The sequence below is a fragment of the Bartonella sp. AC62GZZY genome (assembly GCF_042196525.1).
Classification (GTDB): Bacteria; Pseudomonadota; Alphaproteobacteria; order Rhizobiales; family Rhizobiaceae; genus Bartonella.
Window position 1 is genome coordinate 312 of record NZ_JBHIQN010000084.1, and the last position, 286, is coordinate 597.

At 45.8% G+C, this 286-nt stretch carries 1 protein-coding gene; it reads right to left on the minus strand.

Annotated elements, in window-relative coordinates; all coding sequences use genetic code 11:
- The coding region (locus ACFIML_RS09290; protein ID WP_375688048.1) for a class I fructose-bisphosphate aldolase at positions 1-286 on the minus strand (286 nt) is incomplete at both ends.

Consider the following 286-nt stretch of genomic DNA (forward strand, 5'->3'; position numbering starts at 1 on the left):
AGTATAATAATCCTTTAAACGCTCACGAAGACCATCCAAGCCTTCTGTAATCGTTTCTTGAGGAAAAGCCGCCAATGGTTTGGCACCGGTATCGACTTTGATCCCCGGCACAGCACCTGCATCACGAATAAGATCTGTCAACATCTGCCCTGTAGATGCTTTTTGACGCAGTGTTTCATCAAATAAGATGACACCAGAGATAGCGCTTTCCATGGCTTCTTTTGCAGTAAACAGCATTTCACGATAGGCGCGACGATTATCTTCGGTGCATTCCACCCCAATGCTT